16 protein-coding genes are annotated in these 25,397 nt (G+C 66.6%); 3 read left to right on the forward strand and 13 right to left on the reverse strand.

Annotated features, from left to right (window positions below; all coding sequences use genetic code 11):
- Window positions 1–6 precede the first annotated feature (6 nt).
- From pks13 to glf, 10 genes are all read right to left on the reverse strand, one after another.
- Window positions 7–5,355, reverse strand: a complete 5,349-nt coding sequence (gene pks13 / locus H0P51_RS27440; RefSeq protein WP_180915910.1) for a polyketide synthase Pks13 — start codon at window positions 5,353–5,355, stop codon at window positions 7–9.
- A 64-nt stretch (window positions 5,356–5,419) separates the two neighbouring features.
- Window positions 5,420–7,303 carry a long-chain-fatty-acid--AMP ligase FadD32 gene (fadD32, locus tag H0P51_RS27445; RefSeq protein WP_180915911.1) on the reverse strand — a complete coding sequence of 628 codons (1,884 nt, stop codon included), beginning with the start codon at window positions 7,301–7,303 and terminating at the stop codon, window positions 5,420–5,422.
- Between the two features lie 274 nt (window positions 7,304–7,577).
- Window positions 7,578–8,591: a carboxylesterase Culp6 gene (gene culp6 / locus H0P51_RS27450; protein ID WP_180915912.1), complete on the reverse strand. Its 1,014-nt coding sequence runs from the start codon at window positions 8,589–8,591 to the stop codon at window positions 7,578–7,580.
- A 188-nt stretch (window positions 8,592–8,779) separates the two neighbouring features.
- Complete coding sequence (locus H0P51_RS27455) at window positions 8,780–9,688, reverse strand: esterase family protein (protein ID WP_180915913.1); 909 nt, start codon at window positions 9,686–9,688, stop codon at window positions 8,780–8,782.
- A gap of 183 nt (window positions 9,689–9,871) precedes the next feature.
- Window positions 9,872–10,909, reverse strand: a complete 1,038-nt coding sequence (gene ag85B / locus H0P51_RS27460) for a diacylglycerol acyltransferase/mycolyltransferase Ag85B (protein WP_180915914.1) — start codon at window positions 10,907–10,909, stop codon at window positions 9,872–9,874.
- A 360-nt stretch (window positions 10,910–11,269) separates the two neighbouring features.
- On the reverse strand, window positions 11,270–13,150 hold the full coding sequence (aftB, locus tag H0P51_RS27465; RefSeq protein ID WP_281374065.1) for a terminal beta-(1->2)-arabinofuranosyltransferase: 1,881 nt from the start codon (window positions 13,148–13,150) through the stop codon (window positions 11,270–11,272).
- A gap of 94 nt (window positions 13,151–13,244) precedes the next feature.
- Entirely contained in the window at window positions 13,245–14,180 is a 936-nt protein-coding gene (locus H0P51_RS27470; protein WP_180915915.1) for a decaprenyl-phosphate phosphoribosyltransferase, read from the reverse strand.
- Window positions 14,177–14,737, reverse strand: coding sequence for a phosphatase PAP2 family protein (locus tag H0P51_RS27475; RefSeq protein WP_180915916.1), 561 nt, complete (start codon window positions 14,735–14,737; stop codon window positions 14,177–14,179). Before H0P51_RS27475 ends, H0P51_RS27470 begins: the two co-directional genes overlap by 4 nt.
- Window positions 14,730–16,637, reverse strand: coding sequence for a glycosyltransferase (locus tag H0P51_RS27480; protein ID WP_180915917.1), 1,908 nt, complete (start codon window positions 16,635–16,637; stop codon window positions 14,730–14,732). The genes H0P51_RS27475 and H0P51_RS27480 overlap by 8 nt, the downstream gene beginning before the upstream one ends.
- Window positions 16,634–17,845: a UDP-galactopyranose mutase gene (glf, locus tag H0P51_RS27485; protein ID WP_180915918.1), complete on the reverse strand. Its 1,212-nt coding sequence runs from the start codon at window positions 17,843–17,845 to the stop codon at window positions 16,634–16,636. Before glf ends, H0P51_RS27480 begins: the two co-directional genes overlap by 4 nt.
- A 234-nt stretch (window positions 17,846–18,079) precedes the next feature.
- On the opposite strand from glf, the gene H0P51_RS27490 reads away from it, so the two are divergent.
- The 3 genes from H0P51_RS27490 (at window position 18,080) to H0P51_RS29055 (ending at window position 22,841) form a co-directional block, all read left to right on the forward strand.
- Complete coding sequence (locus H0P51_RS27490) at window positions 18,080–19,114, forward strand: PirG (protein WP_180915919.1); 1,035 nt, start codon at window positions 18,080–18,082, stop codon at window positions 19,112–19,114.
- Window positions 19,115–19,289: 175 nt separating this feature from the next.
- Window positions 19,290–20,915: an N-acetylmuramoyl-L-alanine amidase gene (locus H0P51_RS27495; protein ID WP_425488938.1), complete on the forward strand. Its 1,626-nt coding sequence runs from the start codon at window positions 19,290–19,292 to the stop codon at window positions 20,913–20,915.
- 9 nt (window positions 20,916–20,924) lie between these two features.
- Window positions 20,925–22,841 carry a spermine/spermidine synthase domain-containing protein gene (locus H0P51_RS29055; RefSeq protein ID WP_281373837.1) on the forward strand — a complete coding sequence of 639 codons (1,917 nt, stop codon included), beginning with the start codon at window positions 20,925–20,927 and terminating at the stop codon, window positions 22,839–22,841.
- A 41-nt stretch (window positions 22,842–22,882) separates the two neighbouring features.
- Here the strand turns inward: H0P51_RS29055 and H0P51_RS27510 are convergent, their stop codons facing one another.
- The 3 genes from H0P51_RS27510 to H0P51_RS28775 are packed head-to-tail and all read right to left on the reverse strand — an operon-like array spanning window position 22,883 to window position 25,323.
- Complete coding sequence (locus tag H0P51_RS27510) at window positions 22,883–23,353, reverse strand: DUF350 domain-containing protein (protein ID WP_180915920.1); 471 nt, start codon at window positions 23,351–23,353, stop codon at window positions 22,883–22,885.
- Window positions 23,354–23,377: 24 nt separating this feature from the next.
- The gene (locus tag H0P51_RS27515; protein WP_180915921.1) at window positions 23,378–24,544 is read right to left on the reverse strand and encodes a glutathionylspermidine synthase family protein; all 1,167 of its coding nucleotides are present in this window, start codon (window positions 24,542–24,544) and stop codon (window positions 23,378–23,380) included.
- On the reverse strand, window positions 24,541–25,323 hold the full coding sequence (locus H0P51_RS28775) for a hypothetical protein (protein ID WP_246398255.1): 783 nt from the start codon (window positions 25,321–25,323) through the stop codon (window positions 24,541–24,543). The genes H0P51_RS27515 and H0P51_RS28775 overlap by 4 nt, the downstream gene beginning before the upstream one ends.
- Between the last annotated feature and the right edge of the window lie 74 nt (window positions 25,324–25,397).

Below are 25,397 nucleotides of genomic sequence, written 5' to 3' on the forward strand. Positions count from 1 at the left end.
GGCTACCTAACTGGTCCGTGCGGCATCGATGTTGTCCAGGGCACGACTCATATGTTCGCCCACCTTGGCGATGATCGGCTCGTCGATGGCCTGGATGTGCTCACCACCGATCGGCACGACCTCGAGGTCGGAAACGTACTCACCCCAGCCGCCGTCCGGTTTGCGGACGGCATACCGTGGCTCGAACATGATCGCGTCGTCATGGTAGCGATCGGCCATGTAGAGCGTGACATGCCCATCGAACGGCTGGATCTCGGCGGTGTCGATCGCCCGGTTGTCCAGGTACGACGTCCGCTGGTGCTCGATGATGCCGGCCGGAATCTGCACCCCGCTCTGGCTCACCGCCTCCAGCACGAACCGGACCTGACCCTCGTCGTCGAGCTCCTCGAGCTGCTCGTACGGGATCGGCGGAACGGTGACGTTGAACGTCTTCTCGGCGAACTTGGCGTAGCGGTCCCAGCGTTTGCGGACCTCTTCCTTTGTCTGCGGGATCTCCTCGCCGGCGCGCACCGCGTCGATCAGCCCGACGAACCGGACGTCTTTGCCCAGTCGCTTGAGTCCGATCGCGCAGGCGTAGGCCAGCACCCCACCCAGCGACCAGCCGACCAGAATGTAAGGCCCGTCGCCCTGCATCTCGATCAGCTTCGGAACGTACTGCGCGGCACGCTCTTCGATCGACCCCTCGACTCGTTCGAAACCGTACATCGGGGTGTCCGCGGGCAGGCGGGCCAGCAGCGGCTCGTAGACCACCGTCGAACCTCCGGCCGGGTGGAACACAAAGACCGGCGCCTTGGTGCTGCCCTCCGGCCGTGCGCGCAGGGTGCGCACGAAGCCGTCGATCACCCCGGCCTCCAGGTACCCGCGCACCTTGTCGGCCAGCGCCTCAATGTTCTGCGAGCTCTGCACGTCTTCGGCGGTGATCGGACCTTCGGCGCGCTCGGACAACCGCTGCGCCATCTTGGCCGCCTTCTCGTCGTCCAGTTTGGGCAGCGGGTTGAAGATGCCGCCCGCGGACTTGCCGGTGACGATCGCCCACGTGGCGAAGACGACCCGTTCGGCCGCGTCACGCGGCGGCACATCGGAGTTCAGGGCCCTGGCCACGGCCTCCTGGTTGAGTGCCTCGGCGGCGCCCTTGAGGTCTGCCTTCGGCTGCTCACCGTTGGAGCCGTTAGCCGCCGGGCCGGCAGGGTTCGTCGGCGGCGGCGGGATCGGCACGTCGGACGGCGGCGGCGCGGGCGCCTCCGAAGGCACCTCCGCGGTCGCCTCGGCAGCCGGAGCCTGCGCGGGAGCCGCTTCAACCGGAGCCTTGACGGCCTTGGCGTGAATCAACTCTGCCTGCGCCCGCGCGATGTCCTCGGCCGTCTGCGTCTTCTGGTGCTCATGCAGCGCCTCGACCTCGTCGCGGTGCTCGATCGCATACTCGATCAGCTTCTCGACGTTGTACAGATTGGCGTCACGCACCGCCGTCAGCTGGATCGGGGGCAGGTCGAAGTCATACTCGACGCGGTTCTTGATCCGCACCGCCATCAGCGAGTCCAACCCCAGCTCGATCAGCGGCACCTCCCACGGCAGGTCCTCGGGCTCGTAGCCCATTGCCGCACCGACGATGGCCCCCAGCCGTTCGGCGATCGTCTCGCCAGACTCCGGTGACCACTTGGTGAAGCCGGCCGGCATATAGCGGGTGGTGAGGCTGTCGCCCAGCGTTTCGGCGTCATCGTCGTGGGCTTCCGGTGCCGCTGCCGCGACATCCGGCATGGCCTCGGCGGATGCGATCGCCGTCCCGGAGCTCACCTGAGCGACCGGCAATACCGATTCCGTACCACCCCGGGTCACCAGCGCGTCGTAGATCAGCGTGAACGACTCCTCGATGCGGGCGTGCACCTGCACCGATGCCCCGCCGGGATGCCGCGTCATCGTCGTCACCAGACGCGCACCCAGGCCGGGCACCGCGCGCTGCTCGGCGGCGGTCAACACGGCATCGGGCAAGACCGTCGTCGCGGCGGACCGTACCAACGCGGCGAGGTCGGTCTTCTCCCGCGGCGCGTACTCCCACACGTGCCGGCCGTCCGGCAACGCGACGTGGCTACCGGGCATCAGCACCGAGCTGTCACCGGCGAAGTGCGCGTCGAGCCAGTGCTCCTTGCGCTTGAACCGGGTCGGCGGAATAGCCGCAAAGTCCTGGGGCCCAGATGCCCGGGTGAACAGCGTCCGCACATCCAGGTCGTGGCCGTACACGTAGAGCTGAGCCATTGTCGAGATCATCGACTCGACCTCGTCCTGCTTGCGGGCCAGCGTCGCGATCAGCTGGGCATCATGCAGGCCCGCGTCGGCGGTGGTCAGACCCACCTGCATCAGCGCTACTGGGTTGGGCGCCAACTCCAGGAACGTGGTGTACCCACTGTCCACCGCGTTGCGGATGCCGTGGGTGAAGTAGACCGAGTGCCGCATCCCCTTCATCCAGTACTCCACATCGTGGATCGGCTCGCCGCCGGGCTTGACGAATGTGCCTTCGTGCACCGTCGAGAAGATGCCGACGGACGGACTCAGCGGCTTGATGCCCTGCAGTTCGGCGGAGAACTCACCGAGCAGCGGATCCATCTGCGACGTGTGCCCGGCGCCCTTGGTCTGCAGCTTGCGGGCGAACTTGCCCTCGGACTCCGCGCGGGCGACGATCGCGTCGATTTGCTCCGGCGGCCCGCCGATGACGGTCTGGCTCGGCGCGGCGTAAACGCACACCTCCAGATCGGGGAAGTCGGCGAACACCGTCTTGAGCTCGTCCGCGGAGTACTCGACGATCGCCATGAACCGGATGTACTCGCCGAACAGCATCGCCTCACCCTCGCCCATTAGGTGCGAGCGCGAGCAAATCACCCGGGTCGCGTCCCGCAGCGACAACCCGCCGGCGAAGTAAGCCGACGCGGGCTCGCCCAGCGACTGACCCACCACCGCGGCGGGTTTGGCGCCGTGGTGCTTGAGCAGTTCACCGAGCGCGATCTGGATCGCGAAGATGGTGACGTTGCTGGTTTCGATGCCGTACTCGTGCGAGTCGTCCAGGATCAGCTCGAGCACCGAATAGCCGCGCTCGTCCTGGATCAGCGCATCGACCTTCTCGATCCATTCGGCGAAGACCTCGTTGCGCAAGTACAGGCTCTTGGCCATCTTGCGGTGCTGCGCACCGAAACCGGCCATCACCCATACCGGGCCGTTGGTCACCGGCCCGTCGACGCTGAACACGTTGGGCCGTTGCTTGCCTTCGGCAACCGCACGCAGACCCTTGACGGCCTCTTCGTGGTTGTGGGCCAGCACCACCGCGCGGGAACGCCCATGGTTACGCCGCGACAGCGCGCGCCCAATCGACTCCAGCGAGGACGCCTGGCCCTCGGGGCTTTCCATCCAGTCGGCCAGCTCGGCGGCGGCCGCCTTCTTCCGGGAGGTCAGGAACGCCGAGACGACCAGCGGAATGAGCGGCTCGGCGACTTCCTGCGCCGCGAGCTCTTGCAGCGCTGCTTCCTTGAGCGCCAGTGCTTCTTCGGTGACACCGGGCAGCTCGTACGCCGGCTCCGCCACGGGTGCGGCGCCGTCGGCGAGGATCTCGCCGTACTCGTCGAACCGCAGCGAGTGGCCTGCACCTTCGGCCAAATCGCCACCGGCGGAGACAACCGCCGCCTGCGGTGCCGTTTCCACCTCGACCTCACGCTCGATGACATCGCGGGGCAGCACCTCACGCACGACCACGTGGGCGTTTGCGCCACCGAAGCCGAAGCTGGACACCCCGGCCAGCGCATAGCCGCCGTACCGCGGCCAGTCGGTGGGCTCGGTGACCACCTTCAGCCGCATCGCGTCGAAGTCGATGTACGGGCTGGGGCCGGCGAAGTTGATCGACGGGGGCAGCTTGTCGTGCTGCAGAGCCAGCACCACCTTGGCCATGCTGGCCACCCCGGCGGCCGCCTCGGTGTGGCCGATGTTGGTCTTGATCGCACCCAGCAGCGCGGGCCGATCGGCGGGGCGGCCCTTGCCGACCACGCGGCCCAGCGCCTCGGCCTCGATCGGGTCACCCAGGATGGTGCCGGTGCCGTGCGCCTCGACGTAGTCGACGGTGCGGGGATCGATGCCGGCGTCCTTGTAGGCGCGGCGCAGCACGTCGGCCTGAGCGTCCTGGTTGGGGGCAATCAGTCCGTTGGACCGGCCGTCGTGGTTGACGGCCGTGCCGGCGATCACGGCCAGAATCTGGTCGCCGTCGCGGCGGGCGTCGTCGACGCGTTTGAGCACCAGCATCCCGGCGCCCTCAGAGCGGGTGTAGCCGTCGGCGTCCGAAGAGAATGATTTGATCCGGCCGTCCGGCGCCAACACCGCGCCGATCTCGTCGAACCCGAGGGTGACCGCGGGCGTGATCAACGCGTTGACACCGCCGGCCACCGCCACGTCGGCTTCGCCGTTGCGCAGCGCCTGCACGGCCTGGTGGATGGCGACCAGCGAACTAGAGCATGCGGTGTCGACCATGACCGACGGGCCGCGGAAGTCGTAGAAGTAGGACACCCGGTTGGCGATGATCGCCCCCGAGTTACCGGTGATCGCATACGGGTGGGCCACGCTGGGGTCCGAGATGGCTAGGAAGCCATAGTCGTTATTGGTGACGCCGACGAAGACGCCCACCGACTCGCCGCGCAGGCTCGACGCCGGGATGCGCGCGTTCTCGAGTGCTTCCCAGGTCAGCTCCAGCGCCATCCGCTGCTGTGGGTCGATGTTGTCGGCCTCGGTCTTGGCGACCGCGAAGAACTCCGAGTCGAAGCCCTTGATGTCTTTCAGATAGCCGCCGCGGGTGCGCGCCTTTCCGACGCGTTCGGCCAGCCGCGGTTCGACCAGGAACTCCGACCAGCGCCCATCGGGCAGGTCGGTGATGGCGTCGCGGCCCTCCATCAGCGCCTGCCACGTCTCAGCCGGGGAGTTCATGTCGCCGGGCAACCGGGTGGAAAGGCCCACAACCGCGATATCCACCCGCTCGGCCGGTCCGGCGCGTGTCCAATCGAGGGCATCCGCGGCGTCTTCTTGTACCTCGGGTTCGCCCTCGATGATCCGAGTCGCCAGCGACTCGATGGTCGGATGCTGGAACGCGACCGCGACGGACAGGGTGACGCCGGTCAGGTCCTCGATGTCGGCGGCCATTGCCACCGCATCACGCGACGCCAGGCCCAGCTCCACCATCGGCACCGACTCGTCGATCGAGTCCGGCGACTTCCCGACCGCCTTGCCCACCCATTCACGCAGCCAGCGGCGCATCTCGGGGACAGTTGTGATGCCCTCGTTGCTTGTCGTCTTGGCGGGCAGGTTCTCCTGGGAATTCTCGATCTCAGACATAGTTACCTTGTTCAGTCTTGTTTCAGGCCGGGTTCAGTCCCGGGGGTCATTCCCGGCTTCATTCCTAGGTGGCGAAGGCCGTCGGCGAACTAACGCCGCTGCGCAAACTGCCGTCGATGTAGGCCGTGCGGCAGGCGCGGCGACCGATCTTGCCGCTGGAGGTGCGCGGAATCGAGCCGGCCTGCACCAGCAGCACGTCGCGCACGGTTACGCCGTGCCCCACGGCGATGGCCGCGCGGATGTCGTCGGCAATCGGCTGGTATTCCAGCTTATGCGCGCCGGCGGCACGCTCGGCGACGATCACCAGCTGTTCGGAGGTGTCGTCGGGGTCGGCGGCCAGACCGGCGTGCGGGTCGTCGAACACCTTCTGCGGTAGCTGGTTGGCGGGTACCGAGAAGGCCGCGACATAGCCCACCCGCAACGCCTTGCTGGCTTCCTGGGCGGTGTACTCCAGGTCCTGCGGGTAATGGTTGCGGCCGTCGATGATGACCAGGTCTTTGATCCGGCCCGCGATGTAGAGGTGGCCATCGTGGTAGGTGCCGAAGTCGCCGGTGCGCACCCACATCCCGTCGTCCGGTGCTCCCTCGGCGTGCGACTCGGCGACCCGGGACTTGAGGATGTTCTTGAAGACGTCGCTGGTCTCTGCTTCCTTGCCCCAGTAGCCGACACCGAGGTTGTTGCCGTGCAGCCAGATCTCGCCGATCTGTCCGTCCGGCAACTCGCTGGCCGAGTCGGCATCGACGATGACCGCCCACTCGTCGACGCCGACCTTGCCCGCCGAAACCTGTGCGACCGCGTTGGGCGCGTCGGCGGCGACCTCGACGAAACGCTGGTTGTTCAGCTCGTCGCGGTCGACGTGGATGATCCTGGGTTCTTGGTCCATCGGTGTGGTCGAGACGAACAGCGTCGCCTCCGCCAATCCGTAAGAAGGCTTGACTGCCGTGGGCTTGAGGCCGTAAGGCTCGAATGCTTTGAAGAACTTGCGCATCGAGGCCGGCGACACGGGCTCGCTGCCGTTGAGGATGCCCTTGACGTTGCTCAGGTCCAGCGGCGGCTCACCCTCCTTGGGCACGCCGCGCACCGCGGCGTGCTCGAACGCAAAGTTGGGTGCGGCCGAGTAGACGCCGCCGGTCTCGCCGGGCTTGCGGGCAAGTTCGCGGATCCAGCGCCCGGGCCGCCGCACGAACGCCGCGGGGGTCATGAAGGTGAAGCTCTGGCCAAGCACCGGTGCACATAGCGCGGTGATCAGGCCCATGTCGTGGAAGAACGGCAGCCAACTCAGGCCGCGGTCACCTTCGTTACCCTCCAGCGCGACCAGCGTCTGCAACACGTTTGTGGGCAGGTTCAGATGGGTGATCTGCACGCCGGTCGGGGTGCGGGTGGAGCCGGAGGTGTACTGCAGGTAGGCAATGGTGGTCTCGTCGGCGACCGGCTCCTGCCAGGTGGTGGCCACCTCGTTGGGCACCGCGTCGACCGCGATCACGCGGGGCCGCTCCTTCACCGAACGGGCCCGGATGAACTTGCGCACTCCCTCGGCGGATTCGGTGGTGGTCAGGATCGTCGAGGGCGTGCAGTCGTCGAGCACGGCGTGCAGTCGGCCGACGTGGCCGGGTTCGGCCGGGTCGAACAGCGGTACGGCGATCCGGCCCGAGTACAGCGCGCCGAAGAAAGAGATCAGATAGTCCAGGTTCTGGGGGCACAGGATGGCGATGCGGTCACCGGGCTGGGTGACCTGCTGCAGTCGGGCACCCACGGCCCGGTTGCGGGCGCTGAACTCCGACCAGAGGATGTCGCGTTCGATGCCGTCGCGTTCGGTGGAGTAGTCCAGGAACCGGTACGCCAGCTTGTCGCCACGAACCTTCGCCCACTTCTCGACGTGACGGACCAAGTTGGTGTTCTGCGGGAACTTGATCTTGCCGTTGACGATGAACGGGTTGTGGTAGGCCATGCGCCCTCTCTCCTGTTGCCAAGCTCACTGGTTTTCGGTTCACCTCGGTGGGTATTCCCGACGCGACCGGCTCACGCCGGGCGCAAGCCCGCGCGCAATCCGGCACCGAACCGCTCCGGACGAGGAGCTGGTCGTTGTCGGTTTCGCCCCGCGCGGACAAACCACTTGCTCTTAATTTTTTCTTAATGTTAAGGGTCGCTGAGCGGCAGACCAAATCACAAGGTACGCCTCATCGCAGCGGCAACCGCCGCACTGGGCGCTGTGTCCGGGTAAGTCACCCGTGTTTGGGGTGCGGGGCCTTGTCCAGCACCCCATGTGCCCAGTTCAACGTCCATTGGGTGGCCGACTGTCCGTCGGAGCTCCAGAAGTCGGTTGTGGCGTACAACGCATGGATGGGTTGGCCCGCGCCACCGGCCAGAGTGTTCAACGTGGTGGGCAGATTCGCGGGGCTGAACGCCTCCTTAGGCGCCGCACAGATCAGATCTCCCTCGGCGCAAATTTCGTTGGTCCGGGCATCCAGCGCTCCGAATCCTCCTGGTCGCGCGCCGGTCATGGTCAGGCCGAGTCCGGCCAGCACCGGTACCTCATGCAAGGTCACCTCCGCCCCTACGCCGGGCGGTGTCGGCGGGATGTTGTTACCTACCCCGCCCTCGCGGCGGCCGTCGGCGATCAACGTCACTCCCAGCACCAGATCCTCGTCGACGGGCCCGCGACCGTTGCCGATGTCGCTGGCGACGTCACCGCCGATCACCGCGCCCTGCGAGAATCCGATGATCACGTAGCTGGTGAGCGGGCACTTGTTATTCATGTCGGTGATCGCCTTGACAGTCGCCCGGGTGCCCTCCGCGCGGCTGTCGTTATAGCTCATCTGGTCGTCGGCACTCAGCGGGTTCCGGAACTGCGCTGTGTAGGGGACGGTGTAGGTCTCTACCCGGGACTGGTCGAACTGCTGCCTGATCGGACCGGTCACGTTGAGCAACAACGCCTTCGGAAACTGCACCGGGTTCAGCGGGTCTTGCGTCGGCCAGGACTCCCAGGTTCCCGGAATCGACACCAACTGCACGTCGGGGCAAGAGGCGTCCTGGGACGCCGGCCGCGGCTTCTTGTGTTGTGAGCTGGGCGAGGGACCCGGCGGCAGCACTCCGGGGGGCACCGCGCTGGGTGCGGTGCCGCGGTCACGCAACAGCGTCACCGCAGCAATGATGACCATGGTCACCGCCAAGGCCATCGAGGCGGCCGCCAGCCAGGCCAGTCGTCGTTGCCGCTTGCGGCGGGTGGTGTTGGCCATGTTCTCCTGCTAACACAGTCCGGTAGGAAGCCCGGCGGGTCCCTGGTGAATGGGCTGGGCGATAAGCGCACCGTCGCGCCCTGAGTCACCCGCACAGCGACACGTCCGTACTAGCCAGACCCGCTACTGCGCTCCTTATACGGTACCGGCCCGTCGCGGCGTGCTATCCAGGCGACGCGGGCGCCCGGTCAGCGGATGGCGCCGACGATGTCGCCGGACATGGCGCCCAGCTGGCCGGCCCACGAGCCCCAGCCGTTGTCGCCGCCGCCCGGGAAATCGAAGTGGCCGTTGTGGCCGCCGACCTCACGATAATGCTGGTAGAAGGACCTGCTGGTGCCCATCGCCGCGTCCCCAGCGCCCAGCATGGCGGCGGGATTGCTGGAGGCACCGGTGGTGGGGCTCCACACCCACACCCTCGTGTTGTTCTGCGCCAGCAGCGCCTCGTGCACCCACGGGTCGTGCCACTTCCAGCGGCCCAGCTGTGGGGCTCCCCACATGCCGTTGCCGTCCACCCCTCCGAACTGCTGCAGTCCCGCCAGGATCGCGCCGTTGGTGAAGGTTTCCGACGGGTACAGGAAGCCGGACAGCGACCCCGCAAAGCCAAACCGATCCGGGTGGAATGCGGCCAGCGCCATGGCGGCGTAACCGCCCTGCGAGGCGCCGACGACACCGTGTCCGCCGGGGGCCAGGCCCCTGTTGGCGGCCAGCCAGTCGGGCAGCTCACTGGACAGGAAGGTGTCCCACTGCTTGCTGCCGTCCTGCTCCCAGTTCGTGTACATGCTGTACGCACCGCCGGCGGGGGCGACCACCGAGATCCCCTTGCCACCCAGCGTGTTCATCGCGTTGCCAGCGGTAACCCAGTTGCTCACGTCGGGGCCGGCGTCGGCGGCGTCCAGCAGATACACCGCGTGCGGCCCGCCGGCCAGGAACGCCACCGGGATGTCGCGGCCCATCGCGGCCGAAGGCACCATCAGGGTCTCGTACGGGGCGGCCTTCGCGGTGCCCGTGGACCCCGACGGTATCCCCACGATCACGCCGAGCGTGATCGCCAGCGCGCCGACGCAGAGCAGTCGCAGCAGCACCGACAGACCCCTCATGTGCACCTCCATCGTGTCAACTACCGCCCCTGTGACAGGCCCCGGCAACAATCTGGCCCGAGAGGTAGCTAACCACACCCATATCGGCAGGATAAAGAGGCGCTTACGAGCCAATAACAAACGGCGGCGACCCCATGGGGTCGCCGCCGTCCGTTGCGTTGTGCTGTGAACGCCTAGCGGTGACTAGGTGCCCTGGCCCTGCGCGGGGGCTGCTGCGGTGGCAGGCCCGGCGCCGGGGGTGGCCCCCAGCGTCGACTGCAGGTCGCCCTTCATCGCGTTGAGCTGCTGGCCCCAGTACTCCCAGCTGTGCGTGCCGTTGGCGTCGAAGTTGAACGTAGCGTTGTGGCCACCGGCGCTGGTGTAGGCCTGCTGGAACTTCAGGTTGCTGTCGCGAACGAAGCCTTCCAGGAACTTGGCCGGCAGGTTGTCGCCACCCAGCTCGGACGGCTTGCCGTTACCGCAGTAGATCCAGATGCGGGTGTTGTTCGAGACCAGTCGGCCGACCTGCAGCGACGGGTCGTTGCGCTGCCACGCCGGGTCGTCCTTGGGACCCCACATGTCGGAGGCCTTGTAGCCACCGGCGTCGCCCATGGCCAGGCCAATCAGCGACGGCCCCATCGCCTGGGACGGGTCGAGCAGCGCCGACAGCGAGCCGGCATAGATGAACTGCTCGGGGTGGTAGGCGGCCAGGATCAGCGCGGACGAACCAGCCATCGACAGACCAACCGCGGCACTGCCGGTCGGCTTGACCTGCTTGTTGGCCGCCAGGTAGGCGGGCAGCTCACTGGTCAGGAAGGTCTCCCACTTGTAGGTGGTGCAGCCGGCCTTACCGCAGGCCGGGTTGTACCAGTCGGAGTAGAAGCTGGACTGCCCGCCGACCGGCATGACCACGGCCAAACCGGACTGCAGGTACCACTCGAATGCCGGGGTGTTGATGTCCCAGCCGTTGTAGTCCTCCTGGGCACGCATGCCGTCGAGCAGGTACAGCGCGGGCGCGTTGGCCCCACCGCTCTGGAACTGGACCTTGATGTTGCGGCCCATCGCCGCGGAGGGTACCTGCAGGTACTCCACCGGCAGGCCAGGCCGCGAGAAGGCACCCGCGGTCGCCGAGCCGCCGACGACGCCGACCAGACCCGATAGCAGGGCCGCACCTACGGCTCCCACCATGAGTCGGCGCGGCATACCTGTCACGGCGCCACGAAACCTGTCAACAAGCTTCATCCTTGCTTCCTCATCCTCATCCTTGTGGGCACATCCTTACGCATCGTTGTGCTTGGGGGCGCGTCCCGAATTGGGTCAGACTGCACGCACGCGGCGCTGCAGTGCTCGTTTAGTGAACCATACGTTGCGGCACCCGTTCTCCCCCGGGACGTCGCTCACGGCGCTATCGGCCCGGGTTTCGGTCTTATTGACACTGCTGAAACCCCGTCCGGGGAAGGCGTTTCCGCATGTGCCGATAACGGGTGGCTCGCTGGTGACAGCTCAGATGTGAAGTTGCTGGCAGTCCGGCTCCGGCGGCGGTGAGCACCGGTTCTGGTACGGCGGAAAAAAATTTCGTCGGGATTTGGCGGACGTTCAACTTCAGTCCCGGGGCGGGGCCGGTGGCAGTCGCGGCACCTCGAGGCCGCACTTGATGAGTTCGTTGAGCGGAATCCGGTCGATCCGATATTGGGTGAACTCATAGGCGTGCAGCACGTTGGACACGAATCGGCGCAGCGTCATGGGCGCGCGGACGGAGTTGAGCACCGCCTGGGTCGCGGGGCACTTCAGGGCGGCCTCGGCTTCGGCCACCCACTGTTGGTCGAGGTAGGCGGGGATGCCGGGCGGCCACTTCACCCACGGCCCGTCAGCCACCACCCAGTCGGGGAACAGGTTCTTGTCGTGGCCGATGCGGCCGTGTTTCAACCGTTCGGTGTGCGCGGCCAGTGGGTTCGCCAAGCCGATCTGGTCGATCACCCGCACGTTGAGACCCACGTTCATGCCCACCATGCCCAGGTTGGTGAAGAACACCGTGTGCTGCGGCTTGAGGTCGCCGGGGATGCCCGGTGCGCTGCCCGGCGGGATCATCGGTACCAAATCCCACTGGGTGTAATTGCCCGACGGCAGCAGCAGCGCACCCTGCGGGGTGTTGTTGAGTGCCACCAGGACCGCTGCCATCCGCGGGTAATCGAGGTAGTCCGCAGCGGTCAGCGGGTGCGCCCGGCCGGTGGCCTGGGCGTAGAAGCGGCGTTCATCGACGATCCCGGTATAGGTGACGTGCGTGGCGTCGTCGCCCATCCCTGGCGAGTTCGCCGCCCACAACGACCATCCCGCGAGGCCCAGCCACAGCGCACTCACCGCGCCGGCCAGCCAGTAGCCGGTCTCGCGGCTGAAGTCCTTTCCGTCCGGGATAAGCACCGGGATCACCGCGATCGGCGCCAGCAAACAGAACAACGGCGCTAGCAGCACGCGGCCGTGCATGAAGTCGCCGCCCTGACGGATCCAGTACAGCGCCTGCAAGAGACCGCTGACGAGCATCCAGACCACCACGGCTGTCGGGCTCTGCACCGACCGGGCCACCCGGCCATAGTCGGGCGCCAGCGTGGGACGCAGGAACGACGGCCGCCGCCGCATCAGCATCAGCACGATCCCCAGTGGCACCAACAGCACCACCGGGACCCACAGCAAGTACGGCTGGTTGAAGTTGGACAAATAGATCATTCCCTGCGCCCACTTGTCGCCCGCCGCGTCCTTGGCCAGGGCCGTCCCGGGCACCAGCAAGCCGTAGTAGCCCATCCGGAAGATCTGGTATGCGACCGGCAACAGACCCCCCGCCAGCACGATCAGCGCCCGGCGCCGCCAACCGCGCGCCGCGATCAGCATCATCACCAGCGCAGCACCGCCGATCAGCGCCAACTCGGGCCGCACCAGCACGCTGCAGCCCGCCACGAAAGCCAACGCGACAATGAACGCCTGGCTCTGCGGCCGGACCCGCAGCGGCTGCGCCCAGCAAACCATCATCCACCACAGCAGACCCAGGTATGCCAGCACCAGACCGCTTTCCAGACCCGAGGTGGCGAAGTCGCGTGCCGGCGGGACCGCGATGTAAACCAGCGCTCCGGCGGGCAGCATGACGGCGCGACGAGTTCGCAGGCTCGGTGCGAACAGCCGCGCAGTACCCAACATCAGCAGCACCACACCGAGCACCGACAGCGTCAGGGCGACGGCGAGTGCCACATACTCCAATCGCAGGGGTCCGCCCACCCAGCTGCCGACGTAGAGCAGATAGGTCCAAACGGTCGAGGTGTTCGCCTCGACCCGTTCGCCGGCGTTGAAAACCGGCCCATTGCCGGCCAGCAGGTTACGCACCGTGCGCAGCACGATCAGCCCGTCGTCGGCGATCCAGCGGCGCTGCCAGGCACCCCAGCCGAACAGCGTCGCGATCACCGCCACGCTGACCCACAGGCTGATCCGGGTCATCATCCCGAAGGGAAATGCCGGCCACTTGACGCGACGGACCGCCGGTCGGCGTGTTCCCACCTGCCGTGCCGCCGCTTGCAGCGCCTTGAGTCGTTGACTAGCCGAAAGCAACAGCAGCACCCACTGTTGCGATCCACGCCAGCGCTAGCAATTGCAGAACGCGGTCGCGCAGCGCGATGTCCTCGGGCTCCCCAGCCAGCCCGCCGTCGACGTCCACCGCGTAGCGCAGGATGGCGATCGTCCACGGGATCATCGACACCGCGTACCACGAGCCCTTGGCGCCGTCACGCTCGAAGGCCCACAGCCCGTAACACACCACCACGGCGGTGGCCGACATCGTCCAGACGAAACGGAGGTAGGTGCTCGTGTAACTTTCCAGCGACTTGCGGATCTGGGCCCCGGTGCGCTCGGCCAACTGCAGCTCGGCATAGCGCTTACCGGCCACCATGAACAGCGAGCCAAAGGCCGCCGTCAGCAGAAACCATTGGGACAGATGGGTATTGGTGGCCGCACCGCCGGCGATGGCCCGGATCAGATACGCCGACGACACGATGCACACGTCGAGCACCGCCTGGTGCTTGAGGCCGAAGCAGTAGGCGAGTTGCATGGCGAGGTACACCGCCATCACCACCGCCAGGTTCGGTGTCAGCAGCCAGGAAAGGACCAGCGAAGCCGAGCCCAGCAGCACAGCCAGCAGATACGCCAGCCATTCGGGCACGACTCCGGCGGCGATCGGGCGGAACCTCTTGGTGGGATGCTCTCGGTCGGCCTCGACATCGCGGACGTCGTTGACCAGGTATATCGCCGACGCCGCCAGGCTGAACACCGTGAAGGCGACAGCGACCTCGGTCGCCAGCTTGGCGAAGTCATAATGGCTGCCCCGTCCGGCCGCGGCCAGCGGCGCGGCGAGCACCAGCACGTTCTTCACCCACTGCCGCGGACGGATCGCCTTGATCACCCCGGTCAACAAGTTGCTCGGCGGCCCTAACACTTTGGCCGGCTTCTCGGCCTGCTCGGCCACGTCGCCACTCATCGCTTCCACCTCTTTCGGGCCGCGCCGTCCGCCCGGACGGCTATGCCGGCAACCCCCGCACCTAACGCGACTCCGGCCGCCACATCGCTGGGGTAATGCACGCCCAGCAGGATCCGCGACAACGCCATGGGCGCAACCAGCACCAGGGGAAGTGGGAGACCCCTTCTTGGGCCCAACGCCCGGCCCATCAGCATCGCCGCGGCCGTCGTGGAGGTGGCATGCGCCGAGGGGAAGCTGAGCTGGCTGGGGGTGCCGACATTGACCTCGATGGCCGGGTGGTGGGGCCTTTTCCGGCGCACCACACGCTTGACCAACACGGCCGCGGCATGCGCCACAAAGGCGCCGGCCCCCGCCACCAGCCACTCCCGGCGCCGCCGAGGCGACAGCACGGCACCAAACAGCGCGACGACGATCCAGCCGATGCTGTGCTCACCAAAATGAGATAGCGCGCGCGCCACGGTGAGCACCCCCGGACGGTCGGCCAGCGCGGCCTGGACCGCCACCATCGCGGCGACTTCGCCGGACGGCGGCTCCTCCGACGGAAGTGCGTCAGCCATGTCTGGACTCTTGCGATGCCGCGCCAGCTGCCGGCAGCAGCACCGTCTCCCACTTCTGCTTGCTGGACAGCACCGGAAGCGCCTCGCGGTACACCCGGCGCATCTCCTCGAAGCGCCGGGTCAGCTGACGCTGCCGACGCAGCGACTGGGTCAGCAACGTGAACATCTTGGTCCGGTCGCGCTGACGGTAGACGACGCCGCATCCGTCGGCCGTTGTCACCGTCACGCCGTCGACCGTGCACAACCGGAACCAGCGGGCGTCCTGAGTCGGCACGTTGTACTCCGGCCGTTCGTGGTTGACCGGGTTGGCGGCTTTGAGGTTGTGCAGGACACCGCGGGCCAGCCGGTAGCCGATCACCACCGGATTCACCGGCGGCTTCATCACCCTGTTCCTGTGCAACGGCGCCGGGAGCTCGCTGGCTGCCGGCAGCACCACCGCGTCCGGGTAGGACTTGCGCAGACGATGCACTTCCGGCAACGCCGATTCCAGGATGGAGAAGATGTGCTCGGGTCCGGCCAAGAAGTCGTCGATCGCCCGGTTCTGGATCTCCACCGTTGAATACTCAAGGCAGGCAAGGTGTTTCAGCGTGGCCTTGAGATGGCTGCGGACTAACCCAGAGACGTCACCGTCCCAGTGCAACGCGGCGACTACCAAGCGGTTACGCAGATGGAAATAGGCCTGCCAGTCGATCGCGTCGTCCTTGTCGCTCCAGGCCATGTGCCAGATCGCGGCGCCGGGCAGCGTGACGGTCGGGTAGCCGTGCTCGGCGGCCCGCAGCCCGTAGTCGGCGTCGTCCCACTTGATGAAAAGCGGCAACGGCTGACCCAGCTCCTCGGCGACCTGCCGCGGGATCATGCAAGTCCACCAGCCGTTGTAATCAACGTCGATGCGCCGGTGCAGCAGCTTGCTCTTGTCCTCTTTGTCGTTGAGCGGATATTCGGCGAAGTCGTGGTCGTACTCGGCGTGCGCGGCTGCGGTCCACATGAAGTTCGACCGGTCCACCACCTCGCCCATGATGTGCAGGTGCGACGGCTCCTGCAGGTTGAGCATCTGCCCACCCACCAGCATCGGGGACTTGGCGAACCGGCTCATTGCCAGCACCCGCAGGATGGAGTCCGGTTCGATGCGGATGTCGTCGTCCATGAACAGGATCTGTTGGCAGTCGGTGTTTTTCAGCGCCTCGTACATCACCCGGCTGTAGCCGCCGGAGCCACCGAGGTTGGGCTGGTCGTGGATGGAGAGCCGGGCACCCAATCGCTCTGCGGCCGCCGGAAAGTCCGGGTGGTCGCGCACCTTACGGGTGCCCTGATCCGGCACGATCACCGCGCCGATTACCTCGTCGACGAGTGGGTCGGCGGTAAGTTCGCGCAGTGCGTTGGCGCAGTCGGCGGGTCGGTTGAACGTCGGTATGCCCACGGCGACGTTGGCGGTGCCCGGCGCGGGGATAGGCGCGTACCACCCGCCACCGAGCAGGGTCACCTTTGTGTCGGTGGTGATGTCGAACCAGATCCAGCCGCCGTCCTCGAACGGACCCAGGCCCACCTCGATCTCGAGGGTTTCCGGGGCGTCGTCGGTGCCGGCGAAGCCGCGGCCCTCGACGAAGATGCGCGCGCCGGTGGCCTTGGTCCGGTAGACGTCCACGCGACCGGCCCCGGTCAGCTCGACTCGCAGCACCACCGAGCCGCAGATCGACCAGCGCCGCCAGTAGCTGGCCGGGAAAGCGTTGAAGTAAGTCGCGAACGACACCTCGGACTCGGCGCCGATCTGCAGCGAGGTGCGGCTGGCCGCGTGCGCCCGCCGGGCGTTGGTGGTCGACTCGGTCAGGTATAGCTTGCGCACGTCCAGCGGCTCGCCCGGGCGCGGCAGGATGATGCGGGACAGCAGGCTCACCGCGGTCATGCCGGGGCTCCCTCGAGCGGAGCGCCGTCCGTCAAGTGCGGCGCGAGGACGTTGTCGTACATGCTCAAAGCGCTGGCGATTGCCATATGCATATCCAGGTATTGGTAGGTGCCCAAGCGGCCGCCGAACAGCACCTTCGCTGCCGCGGTCTCGGACTTCGCCCTGGCCCGGTAGGCGGCCAACAGGGCGCGGTCGGCCTCGGTATTGATCGGATAGTAGGGCTCGTCGTCGTCTTCGGCGAACCTGGAGTACTCGCGCATGATCACCGTCTTGTCGGTCGGATAGTCACGCTCGGGGTGGAAGTGGCGGAATTCGTGTATCCGGGTGTATGGGACGTCGGCGTCGTTGTAGTTCATCACCGGGGTCCCTTGGAAGTCGCCGCGGTCCTCGAGCACCTCGAGCTCGAAGTCCAGGGTGCGCCACCCGAGCCGGCCTTCGGCGTAGTCGAAGTAGCGGTCCAGCGGCCCGGTGTACACCACGGGTGCATCCGGATTCGCGGCGCGCAGGTCGTCGCGGACGTCGAACCAGTCGGTGTCTAGCCGGACCTCGATGCGGTTGTCGGCGGCCATGTTCTGCAGCCAAGCGGTATAGCCGTGTACCGGCAGGCCCTCGTAGGTGTCGTTGAAGTACCGGTTGTCGAATGTGTAGCGCACCGGCAGCCGCGTGATGTTGGCCGCCGGTAGCTCCTTGGGGTCGGTCTGCCACTGCTTGGCCGTGTAGTGCTTCATGAACGCCTCGTAGAGCGGCCGGCCGATCAGCGATATCGCCTTCTCTTCGAAGTTCTGTGCATCAGCACTGTTGATCTCGGCCGCCTGCTCGGCGATCAGCTTGCGTGCTTCCTCCGGGGAGTAGTAGCGGCCGAAGAACTGCGCCACCAAACCCAGGCCCATCGGGAACTGGTAGGCCTGCCCGTTGTGCATTGCGAAGACCCGGTGTTGGTAGCCGGTGAAGTCGGTGAACTGCCGGACGTAGTCCCACACCTTCTTATTGGAGGTATGGAAAAGGTGCGCACCGTACTTGTGCACCTCGATCCCGGTTCGCGGCTCGGGTTCGGAATAGGCGTTACCGCCGATGTGTGGCCGCCGCTCGACGACAAGAACCCGCTTGTCGAGCTGGGTAGCCACACGCTCGGCAATCGTCAGACCGAAAAATCCGGAGCCGACGACGAAGAGGTCGAAACGATCGTGGGGGTCGAAACGCGCGGTCATCGGTTGCCTAGGGTATCCGACCTTGCCGCCAAAACCTGTTTTGGCGGGTCGCGCGGGACCAGGTTTCACCAGGTACGAGCGGACCGCAACTCAATATGTCGGTGCAACGTCACACCTGGGATCCACTCACCTCACGATTCGATATCGCCACACTAGTCACACCATTCTCACTCGTACCATCGGTCATGTGGGTTTCGCGCCCACACCCGAGTAGTCCAGATTGAGGAGACTTTCGTGCCGAACCGACGCCGACGCAAGCTGTCGACAGCCATGAGCGCGGTCGCCGCCCTGGCAGTCGCAAGTCCGTGCGCCTACTTTCTTGTTTACGACTCGACCGCCGACACCAAACCCGTGGAGCACCACGAGTTCAAGCGGGCAGCCAGCGTGGCCGACCTGCCGAACGAGTTAATTTCCGCGCTGTCGCAGGGACTATCGCAATTCGGGGTGAACCTGCCACCGGTTCCGGCCTTGGGCGGCACCAGCGGTGCGAGCACCGGACTGGGGACTACCGGCCTGGGCACCAGCCCGAGCCTGGCCAGCCCCGGCCTCGGCGGCACCGGCCTAGGCACCACCCCGGGTCTGGCCACCCCCGGCCTGACGCCGTCCACCCCCGGAGCGCTGACCTCACCGGGCACCGCGTTGTCCCCGACGGGTGCGGGAGTCAACCCGGCGCTGAGCAACCCCGGACTCACCAGCCCGACGGGGGTGACCCCCGGAACGGCCGGGCTGACTCCGGCCGCCGGCACCGGTGAGGTGCCGATCACCGCTCCTGCGGCCGGCTTGGATCCGGGTGCCGACGGCACCTACCCGATCCTGGGTGACACTTCCGGGCTCGGCGGCGGAACCGGCTTATCGCCGGTAGCGGCCGGGTCCGGCGGCAGTGGCGGTGGCGGTGGACTGGTCAGCGACCTCATGCAGGCAGCGAACCAGCTGGGTGCCAGCCAGGCGATTGACCTGCTCAAGGGCCTGGTCATGCCGGCGATCATGCAGGGTGTCCAAGGCGGGGCCGCGGGTGCTCCGGGGGCTGCCGCCGGCGCAACGCCGGCGCTCCCGTCGGTTGCCGGCATTCCCGCCGCAGCGGCCACAGTGCCGGGCGCGGCGGGCGCTCTGCCAGGCGCGGCGGGCGCTCTGCCCGGTGCGGCGGCGGCGCTTCCCGGTGCGGCGGCTGCCGTACCCGGTGCCGCGGCGGCGCTACCTGGCGCGGCGGCTGCGGTTCCTGGTGCCGCTGCGGCCATCCCCGCTGCGGCCACGGAAGCCCCGCCCGTTTAGGCCCGCTTCGGCGCATTTAATCGGCCTGAAAGCCTGTCCCCTGACGGCACCGCAGAGTCACGCCCGGCCCGCACAACCGGCCGGCGGCCAACCTCTGCGGTGTCGTCGACAGGTTTCTGAAACAGTTCACGTGTCGTCACACCAGAATCATTGGACACACACGTAACATCAGCTCGTGTCCCGCAGTCGCGTTCCGCCGATGCTGCTGACCGCCTTTGTTGCGACGGTGGTGATCGTGTCGTGGCTGCTGGTCCGTCCCGGGTCTGCCACCCAGCCGGTGCCTTCGGCAGGGGAGACCGAACTCGCCGAGCAGCCTCTAGTCGGCCTTGGTGGCGGAGTGACCGTCCGTGAACTCTCCCAAGCCACACCGTTTTCCCTGGTAGCGCTCACCGGCGACTTGGCAGGCACATCTGCCCGGGTGCGCGCCAGACGGTCCGACGGATCCTGGGGTCCCTGGTATCAGACGGAATATCAAACTTCGGCGCCCGACCCGGTCGGCACGGTCGGCGCGGGCACTCGCACTGACCCGCGCAGCACCGAACCGGTGTTCGTCGGAACGACGACATCGGTGCAGATCGCCGTCACGCGGCCGATGGATGCCCCGGTAACCCAAGCGCTGCCGGCGCCGGCTGATCTCGGATATCGGCCCGTCTCCAAGGAACAGCCGATCGGCCAGAATCTCAACGCGATCCTCATCTCCCCACCCCGAGCACCCGCCGAGACGCACTGGAATCCGCCGGCCGGTGTCACCATGCCGGGACAGGCCCCACCCATCATCAGCCGATCGGAATGGGGCGCCGACGAATCGCTGCGCTGCGGCACCCCGCAGTACGACCGCGCCGTCCGCGCCGGGGTGGTACACCACACCGCGGGCAGCAACGACTACTCCCCGCTGGAATCGGCCGGGATCGTCAAGGCGATCTACACGTATCACAGCAAGACCCTGGGCTGGTGCGACATCGCGTACAACGCGCTGGTCGACAAGTACGGACAGGTGTTCGAGGGCAGCGCAGGCGGCCTTACCAAGCCGGTCGAGGCATTCCATACCGGCGGGTTCAACCGCGAGACCTGGGGTGTGGCGATGATCGGCAACTTCGACGACGTGCCACCCACCCCTATCCAACTGCGCACGGTGGGGCGCCTGCTGGGGTGGCGCCTAGGCATGGCCGACGTCGACCCCAAGAGCACGGTGGACCTGGAATCCGCGGGTAGCTCTTACACCGTCTACCCCGCCGGCGCGATAGCGAAGCTGCCCGCCATCTTCACCCACCGCGACGTCGGCAACACCGACTGCCCCGGCAACGCAGCGTACGCGCTCATGGACGAAATCCGGGACATTGCAGCACATTTCAATGATCCGCCGGAGGAACTGATCAAGGCGCTGGAAGGCGGTGCCATCTACCGACACTGGCAGGAGATCGGCGGTATGAGCAGCCCGTTGGGCGCGCCCACCTCACCGGAAGCCGACGGCGCCGGCGCATCGCGGTTCGCCACCTTCGCCAAGGGTGCGATGTACTGGTCCGCCGCCACCGGTGCGCAACCGGTCACGGGCGCCCTCTACGAGGCGTGGGCATCGCAGAGCTACGAACACGGGCCGCTCGGACTGCCGACCAGTGCCGAGATCCAGGAACCGCTGCAGATCACCCAGAACTTCCAGCATGGGACGCTGAACTTTGAGCGGCTGACCGGAAACATCACCCAGGTACTGGACGGGATCGCCACGCCGCTGGCGACGCAGCCACCGAGCGGGCCGAACGTGCCGCCCGAACACTTCTCCATGCCCGCGCACCCGCCCAACTAGTCTGATCGGGTGGCGGGCACCCCTTACCTCACGATCGATCTGGATCGGGTGCGGGCCAATTTCCTGGCGCTGCAGCTGGCGCTGCCCGATGCGCGGATTCGCTACGCCGTCAAGGCGAATCCGGCCGCACCCATACTGCGCCTGCTCGCGGAGCGCGGCGCGGACTTCGACGTCGCGTCGATCGGTGAGGCCGAAGCGTGTATTGGGTCCGGCATCGACGGCGGGCGCCTAGCGTTCGGTAACACGATCAAGAAAGCCGCCGCGGTGGCTGCGGCGCACTCGCATGGAGTGCGGCTATTCAGCTTCGACACCCCGGAAGACTTGGACGTGATCGCCCTCAACGCGCCCGGCTCGCGGGTGGAATGCCGTATCGCTCCGCCATTTCCGTCTTCGGTGACGCCGTTCGGGCACAAGTTCGGCTGCGTACCCGCCGATGCTGCTGGCCTGTTGGTCCGCGCACGGTCGATCGGCCTCACTCCGTACGGTGTTTCCTTTCACGTGGGTTCCCAGCAGCTTGACGTTTCCGCGTGGGAACTCGGTATCCGCTGTGCCGCTGAGGTATTCGACACCGTCGATGGACTCACCGTGGTTAACGCGGGTGGTGGACTACCCCTCCGGTACGCCGGGACCGCCCCGTCACTTGAGGCCATCGCCGACACCCTGGCGGCTGCGCTGAGGGGCTACTACGGCACGGATACACCGCAACTCGTACTTGAGCCGGGCCGCGCAATCGTGGGCTCAGCAGGCACTATCGACTGCGAAGTCGTGGGGGTGCGCGCCGGCACGGACGGCCGTCGGTGGGTCTACCTCGACATCGGGCGTTACGGCGGCCTGGCCGAAACCGAGAACGAGTACATCAGATATCGACTGCGCACCCCGCGCGACGCGGATGCGTTGGCGGATGCCGTGATCGCCGGACCGACCTGCGATGGCGACGACGTGCTGTACCAGAGCTATCCACTTCCGGTCACGCTGCGTGCCGGCGATCGCATCAGGATCGAGGATGCTGGTGCCTACACCGCCAGCTATGCTTCCGTCGACTTCAATGGATTTGCCCCATTGCCAACGCTTTTCACTCCTCCCGTCGTTCCCGCGGCTGGAAGGGTCGTGGAGCCGCTAGCTCCGGGAATTTCCCGGATTTGGCTTCTCTCGGAGGTAATCTGTGAGGTTCACACCAATTTTCAGCATCTGGTGATCGGTCGCACCGAGCAGGGCGTGAGTTTATTCAGCGACGACGAGCGCCAAAGCACCGAGTTCAGCCAGCTGGTCTACCACGAGGCGCTGCTGGTACCCGCGCTCTTGTTGGCCGACAAGATCGAGCGCGTGCTCGTCATTGGCTCCGGCGAGGGCGTAGTGAGCCAAATTGCGGTGGCCGCCGGCGCTACCCACGTCGACCATGTGGACATCGACCACGACGCGGTGCGGCTATGCGCGCAGCACCTGCCCTACGGCTACACGACCGACGAATTGCACGCGGCAGAGCAAGGGCTCGGCCCGGTCAAGGTCCACTACACCGATGGGTGGGATTTTGTGGACCAAGTCACCGCGTCGTACGACATCGTGGTGGTCGACCTGCCCGACGAACGCACCGAACCCGCGCAGCACAACCGCCTGTACGACGCCGGCTTCCTGCAGCGCTGCCGAAGCGTCGGCCAGGTAGTCGTCGCCCAGGCTGGCTGCCCGACGTTGTGGCGCAACGAGACGTTGCGATCATCCTGGCGTCGCTTCGGCGAAACCTTCGACACGGTCGTGTATTTCGGTAGTGACGAGCATGAGTGGGCATTTCTGTGCGGGTTGTCAGAACGCGTCGCCGACGCGGCGGGGCTGATGTCGGCCAGGCTTCAGTCGCTGGCCTATCGGCCGCGCACCATTGACGCCGCGTCGCTGGTTGCGGGCACTGTCCCGCCGAAGTCGTTGCGCAGCTGAGAGCCGTTTCGCCGCGCGGTTACCTTCGCGATCTCGCCAATTCAGAGTATGGCGACCGCCACCACGATGCCGAGCGAAAACTGCGCCGCGGCCACCATGAGCGCGTCGTAGCTGAACTCGTCACCGTAGAACAGCCGGTCCAGGTCGACGCCTAGAGCGAACGTCGCAATCCGCATCATCAGCACCTGAGCCACGATCCCCACCAACCCGAAGATCGCCGAACCAGCTAAGCCTTCCAACAGTTTTCCCGACGAGGAATAGATCGCCAGCACCACAATCAGCGCCATGCTGACCATCCCGGCGGCCGCAACGATGATGGCGTTCGGCTTGCCGGCTTCGACCATCTTGCGCAACGGGCCCGGCGTGGTCAGGTCGATGGCGTAGAAGCCGATCAGCATCAGCACCAACCCGACGATCGCGTACAGGACGATGGCACCCGCGCCTCGACCGAGCACAGCCATGTAGCCGGCGTCCCAATAGCCGGAATTGGCTGCGACAGTGGATGTCGTCATCGAAGACCAACTTTCTTGTTGCGGTTACTTGAGTGGGATCCGATGCGGGACGAACGCCGCGCCGTCGTCGGTGATGAGTCCGGCGGTCTCCCGGATGCCAAGTCCCGCCGCGGTATCCCCGACCACCCACGCCCCGAGGGCGGGACGCATGCCGTCGAATTCCGGCAGCGGATCCAGCAGCTGGTAGACGAACCCCTCTTCGCCGTAGAAGCCGCCGGTAGCGGTTTCCATCCCGGCTCCGACGACGGTGACATTGGCGCCCTCCCGGCCCAGCTTGGGCTTTCGCACGTACTCGGTGAGTTCGTGCGGGTCGTCGAGGTAGGCCGGGAGCAGGTTCGGGTGTCCTGGATACATCTCCCACAGCACTGCCAGGATCGCCTTGTTCGACAGCAGCGTCTTCCAGAGTGGCTCGATCCACATCGTCTGCGGCAGAGTGGAAACCACGTTCTTACCGAACTGGTCATCGAGCACCCACTCCCACGGGTGTAGCTTGAAGATCGCCTGGATCGGGTCCTCCTCGAGGTCCACGAACCGCTCCAGTGCGGAATCCCATCCGACGTCTTCGATCAGCAGCCCGACGGTTTGGAAGCCGGCTTCCGCCGCGGTCTCCTGCATGTAGGTTGTGGTGATCTGATCCTCACCGGTGGTTTCCACGCCAGACCATGCGAAGTGCAATTCATTGCTGGGCAACAGATTCCGGACGGCTTTCCAGCGATCAACCAGCTGCTCGTGCAACGAGTTCCATTGGTCGTCGCCGGGGAACTTGTCCTTGAGCCAATACCACTGCACGATGGCGGCTTCCAGCAGCGTGGTCGGGGTATCGGCGTTGTATTCGAGCAGGGCCGCCGGCTTCTTTCCGTCGTAGCGTAAGTCGAAGCGGCCGTACACATGTGGGTCGGAGCGCCGCCAAGATTCGGCGATGTGCGGCCAACTCCATTCCGGCAGACCGAAATCGGCGTATCTCTCCATCAGGACGATCTGTTCGACGGCGTTCAGGCACATCGAGTGCAGTAATTCGACGTCGGCTTCCAGCGCCAGGATTTCGTCCATCTCGAACTCGTAGTAGACCGACTCGTCCCAGTACGGGCGGTCGCCGCCGCTCGCGTCGCGCGCCGGCGTGCCGTAAACCAGTCCCTGCGATTCGACGATCGCCGGCCAGTTCGGCCGCGGCGGTGTCCTGCCGCGTTTCACGAGCCGCCGCTCCCACCCTTGCCACCACTGCCACCGAGGCCGCCGCGCTGAATCGTGGTGCCCGATTTGGTGGTGACGGTCGCACCTTTGGGGATGGAGGTCGACCCGCCGATGGGCCGCTGACCGACCGACCCCGAACTGCCGTAGTAGTAGCGGTACTGGTGGCCGCCCCAGAAGAAAAATCCGTTCATGCCCGGCGTGTGCCCCGTGCAGTAGCTGTCGGGGACGATCACCGGTTGACCGCTCGCGTCGTCCTGCACGCACTGGGCGGTGACATGCTGCGGTGAGAGCAACCAATACCCCACGCCCGCGACCAGGCCGACGACCCCGACGGCGGCGGCGGAGCCCATCAGGATGCGCTTCTGCCGCTGGCGTTTGGCCTCGGCGGCCAGCCGCTCCTCTTCGGCCTCGCGCTGTTGATCCTCGTGCTTCTGCCGGGCGCGCAACTCAGCCGGGGTGGGCGGACGCGGCTTGGTGGTGGCCGCGTCCTGGAACTGCACGCTGCCGCGGGGCGTGGCAGGCTCGTCCGCTGTCGGCCAGTCAGTCTGGTTCGACCCCGTCGCTTCCGCGTCGGCCCCCCCAACGGGCGGCGGCGGTGTGTCGGCCTTACCGGGTCCGAGATTGCCCGGCCCGACCTTGTCGGGAAAATCCTTGTCGGGCAAGTCCTTGTCGGGCCGGTTCTTGTCGGGCCGGTTTGCCCCGAACGAACCCCTGCGGGGCCCACGTGGCGTGGACCCACCGTCATCAGCACCCTCAGGCGGACCTAGATCTGACCCCAACTACCCGCCCTCCGGTCCACTCCGGTCGCAACCCGGGCGATACGCGAACACGCGGGCAGTCTCCCACATCTCGG

Source organism: Mycobacterium vicinigordonae, assembly GCF_013466425.1.
In the GTDB taxonomy this organism is placed as follows: Bacteria; Actinomycetota; Actinomycetes; order Mycobacteriales; family Mycobacteriaceae; genus Mycobacterium; species Mycobacterium vicinigordonae.